Origin of the sequence: Gluconobacter thailandicus F149-1 = NBRC 100600 (assembly GCF_000964465.1) — a bacterium.
GTDB lineage: Bacteria > Pseudomonadota > Alphaproteobacteria > Acetobacterales > Acetobacteraceae > Gluconobacter > Gluconobacter thailandicus.
In genome coordinates this window covers 1-4017 of the sequence record NZ_BANH01000140.1, presented here as the reverse complement: position 1 = coordinate 4017, position 4017 = coordinate 1, and the positions used below count along the sequence as shown (strand labels likewise).

1 protein-coding gene and 2 pseudogenes are annotated in these 4017 nt (G+C 48.0%); 2 read left to right on the top strand and 1 reads right to left on the bottom strand.

Annotated features, from left to right (window positions below):
- Positions 1 to 83 precede the first annotated feature (83 nt).
- Positions 84 to 2192: a TonB-dependent receptor gene (locus tag B7444_RS16105; protein ID WP_007284175.1), complete on the bottom strand. Its 2109-nt coding sequence runs from the start codon at positions 2190 to 2192 to the stop codon at positions 84 to 86.
- A 776-nt stretch (positions 2193 to 2968) separates the two neighbouring features.
- Here B7444_RS16105 and B7444_RS16550 point away from each other — a divergent pair.
- Positions 2969 to 3261: pseudogene (locus tag B7444_RS16550) on the top strand (transposase); the annotation flags it as partial.
- 298 nt (positions 3262 to 3559) lie between these two features.
- Positions 3560 to 3982, top strand: a pseudogene (locus B7444_RS16095) (MFS transporter); the annotation flags it as partial.
- Between the last annotated feature and the right edge of the window lie 35 nt (positions 3983 to 4017).

Sequence of the window (4017 nt, the reverse complement as noted above, 5' to 3'; positions counted from 1 at the left end):
CCTTGTAAACTCGTCCCATTCCACGTCTCCTTTACAACCACTTTCGGTCTTAAAGGTCCGGAACTAAACCGCGACACGTCTAATCAGAAAGCTGTTGAAACCGTCCCTGTAACCGTGAAGCGAGGCTCAAGAATGAACTGCGCTCCCGAACCGGTGTTGGACAGATTGCCATTCATCAAGCGTACCTGGCTGGCATTTGTGCCAACCCCCACGACGCCCGTTCTCAAAATTGCCCCCGTCAGGTTCGTGAAATTCAGACGTATGGTAGGCGATTTTGCATACCAGACAGGTTTGAAATGGTATCCAAGAGACAGTGTGTTTGTGAAGTATCCTGGCATTCTCTGGTCACCGGCAAGTGTTGTGGATTGCGGTCCAGTGTAATGGAGGGCGCCGTTAGCAAATATTCCTTTATAAGTGTAGGTCAGACCAAAATTTGCCATGAAATGTGGTGCCAGCGGAGCCTGCTTTCCTTTGCTCCTGAAAGCAGTCAGATTTCCATTCACGTCCGACGCAGCAATATTCGTATCTGTTGTGGCATTAAGATACTCAAAAGACACATAAGGGCTGAAGCCATATAGAGGCTGCGCAGAGACCATCAAGTCTACACCTCTGGCCGTTTGATTTCCGGCATTTACCACGCCAGTCTGATTATTCCCAACATATGTAGAGAGAAGTCTGTTTGTAATATTGTAATTGAAAAAATCAAGATCAACTACGAAATTTTTATCATTGTATCTATACCCAAGTTCTTCTCGAATCGAATATTGGTTTTTCGGTAATGTACCGTCAATGTTGGTATTAGCGACAGCCGATGGAGAAGGTTGTCTGAAATCCCCTTCAGCATTGACGTAAAGCTGATGATGTTCGTTGAAGTGATAGCTGACCGATACATGTGGCAGAGGTGCAGTCAAATTCTGGCCAAGCTGTCGGCGGCTCGGATAAACGATGTACCACACATTGGACATAACATACTTGAAACCTGCATTTACGAGAAGGTGGTCATGAAAGTATTTCGCCGTATCTTGGAAAAAGAGCGAATGAATCTCAAATCCGGCAGTATTTCCAGGAAAAACGCGGGTGCCATTCCGGTAAATCTGATAATTCGGATCATTCGGGCTTGAATTGGCGCCATCCTGGTTGGTTATACTCGTGGGGAAATGCTGGGTGTAATCCTGCTTCTGGTACCAGTATCCAAGCTCCAGGTGATTGTGTTTGTCGATATCATATCCGAGGATTGCAGTAGTCCCTACGCTGAACGCGCCGTCCTGCAAGAAGTAGCTTGTCAAAGGTGTTCCGGTTGCAACTGGAAGACCTGACTTATAGGTATTTCCGCTTGTAGCGCTTGAAAAACCTCCGGCTTCTCCGCTCCATCCCCTTCCCCAGCTATAATAAGGTCGGAGGTCAAGCGTTAGGTGTTTGGTAATGACCACATGCATTGGGGCAGTTAGAAAAAGCTGCATCCAGTGATTGATATTATTTTTCCAGTAGTCATTTCCTACAGGATCATACTCAGACTTGCGCCCGTAGCTATTCCCAGTCTTCTTGAAATCATAAAACTGGCTGGCCGTTCCATACCGGTCAACGACGAAATCTTCCAGATTCCACCCCATAAATGCCCGCGCGTAAGATCCGTTGGACCAGTCTTTTCGCACACCGACATCCACGTGGATCTTCTCATTACGACCGCCCCCAAACCAGGAACGCGCACGAGTATGAGCAAACGACACAAACCCTCGCGCTCCCGTATTCCCTACATCTCCTGACTCAAGACGGATAAATTGCCGGGCAAGATTGTTTGTGCCATAGGCAAAATCCATCGTTCCTCCGAATTTGTGCTGCGGATCATGCGTCGACTGATTCAAAATGCCTGCAGCAGCGGAAGTGACAGGAAGATCGATAGGCGAAGACCCTGGCATCATGCTGACACTGTCAACATCTTCAGATTCTACGTTTTCGGCCATATACGCAGCACTGGCAGCAGGACCACCATCAATCATCAACGCCATATCGGCATCTGTCAGACTTCGGCTCTGAATACGCCCTCCCTGCAAACCAGACGTATCAGTCACGGCAATATTGACGCTGGGAAGATTTCGAACCAGTTCCAACGCGGTACTGGTAGGACTGCGCATATCTATGAATGATTTCGTGATTGTCTGTACCGCATAAGGCGCCGTCTCAACACGCATCATCCCCCCGCCTCGGCTACGGTGCACACTGGAAACGTGGACCGTTTCATCTGCAGACGCATTGACATCCGTATGCGCACGCCGCGGTTTGGGATGCTCTGACACACTGGAAATAGCATGCTCTTTTGAGCGTACAGGACGATGAATTATCGATTTACCAGTCCTTTGCTCCGCAGCAGCCAATTGAGTATCGGAGGCAAAAGCTGTTTCGGTCATACCAACCGAAACGCCACTGCCGAGACATGAGGCGACCAGCAGGTGTCGCTTTAATGCTCGGATCCTGCAGGAACGTAGGCGCATCACATGCTTTTCCTTTTGTCTGGACCACGTCACTTCTTGTGCCTGTTGATGGAACATTTTTATTATTACAAAACGATTCCATATTGAAACGGTATCAGAATTTATAACTGAAATTGAACTACTATTTTCTATTTAAAAATTTCAAATCATGTTATTTATTATAGATTCTGAAATAAATACTTCATATTTTGTAATTTATTATGAATCTTACTTATTTTATTTATTAATTATATAAATTAAACGATCCAACTGCAATCAAGAGAAATTCTGAAGTTACAATTCGGCACCCGAACCATGTTTTTTAATTTCTACGGTCATTTTAACGAGAATAACGATGTATAATTACCCTACATCGCCTGGAGGTATCGCCCCGTTAATTTCGAAGTGCGCTGTGTGATTCCATTGTTTCCGTAGTGATTGGGGGAATGGCTTATGAAGCAGGCCAGTTGAAGAATAACTGTCTCGCCTGAGGAGGCTTGACGATGAATTTTAAAGTATTCTGTCCTCATCTAGAAAAGGCTCTGGCCTATTCAGACGGGGGCCGAGGCGGGCGGCCCCGTTCAATCCGGTACTAATGTTCAAGATCCGGGTGATCCAGACGCTGAACACGCTGTCTGATGAGCGAACGGAATATCTCATCAGTGACTATTTGTCTTTCATGTGCTTTTTGAGTCCGGGACGGTCGAACCGTGTGCCACGTGCGGAGACGATCTGGCTGCTTCGCGAACGTCTGACGCAGACTGGCGCGATTGAAAGACTGTTCGATCCCTTCAGGTTATTCAGCCTCTGGATCAATTGGCGGAAGCCCATCTCTTGTTCCGTCGAGATACGGACGATATTCCCCAATCCTGAATGTCGAGAAAATCATCCAAACGAGAATTTATTATTTTGACATCGGATCATTCCATAATACAGTCCCGATATACAGTATCACGAGACTCCGTCAGTGCCGGTGGAGAATCGGGTTTGTCCAGTATGGACAGAGACGCATGGGGTAGATCAATGGCGGTCCACTGGCCCTGAAGAGGCGATGATGCATCCTTGTTTGATGTGTCGTCTGGAAATGTATCGTGGACAGGGGTTTCCTGAAAGCCGGGCACGCACCAACCCTGCTGGCCGCTTTTCTGTATTTCGACGTCTCATTTATGATCTGGGTTCTGCTGGGCCCTCTCGGCATTGCCATCGCACATGACCTGCATCTGAATGCCGGACAGAAAGGTCTTCTTGTCGCAACTCCTGTGCTGGCTGGCGCCGGGTTCCGCGTGCTGGCAGGCGGACTTGTGGATGTGCTTGGCCCTCGCCGTGTTGCTATTGCCGCGCAGCTTACTGTTATTCTGGGCCTCGTCCTGACTTGGTACCTCGCTCCCCACACCTATTCCCAGATGTTTGGGCTGGCGGGGATTCTGGGCATTGCTGGCGCGTCTTTTGCGATTGCCCTTCCACTTGCCTCTGTTTGGTACCCCCCGCAGTATCAGGGTACCGCTCTAGCACTACAGTTGCGTTTTTGTTTTAATGCGTGAGAGATATG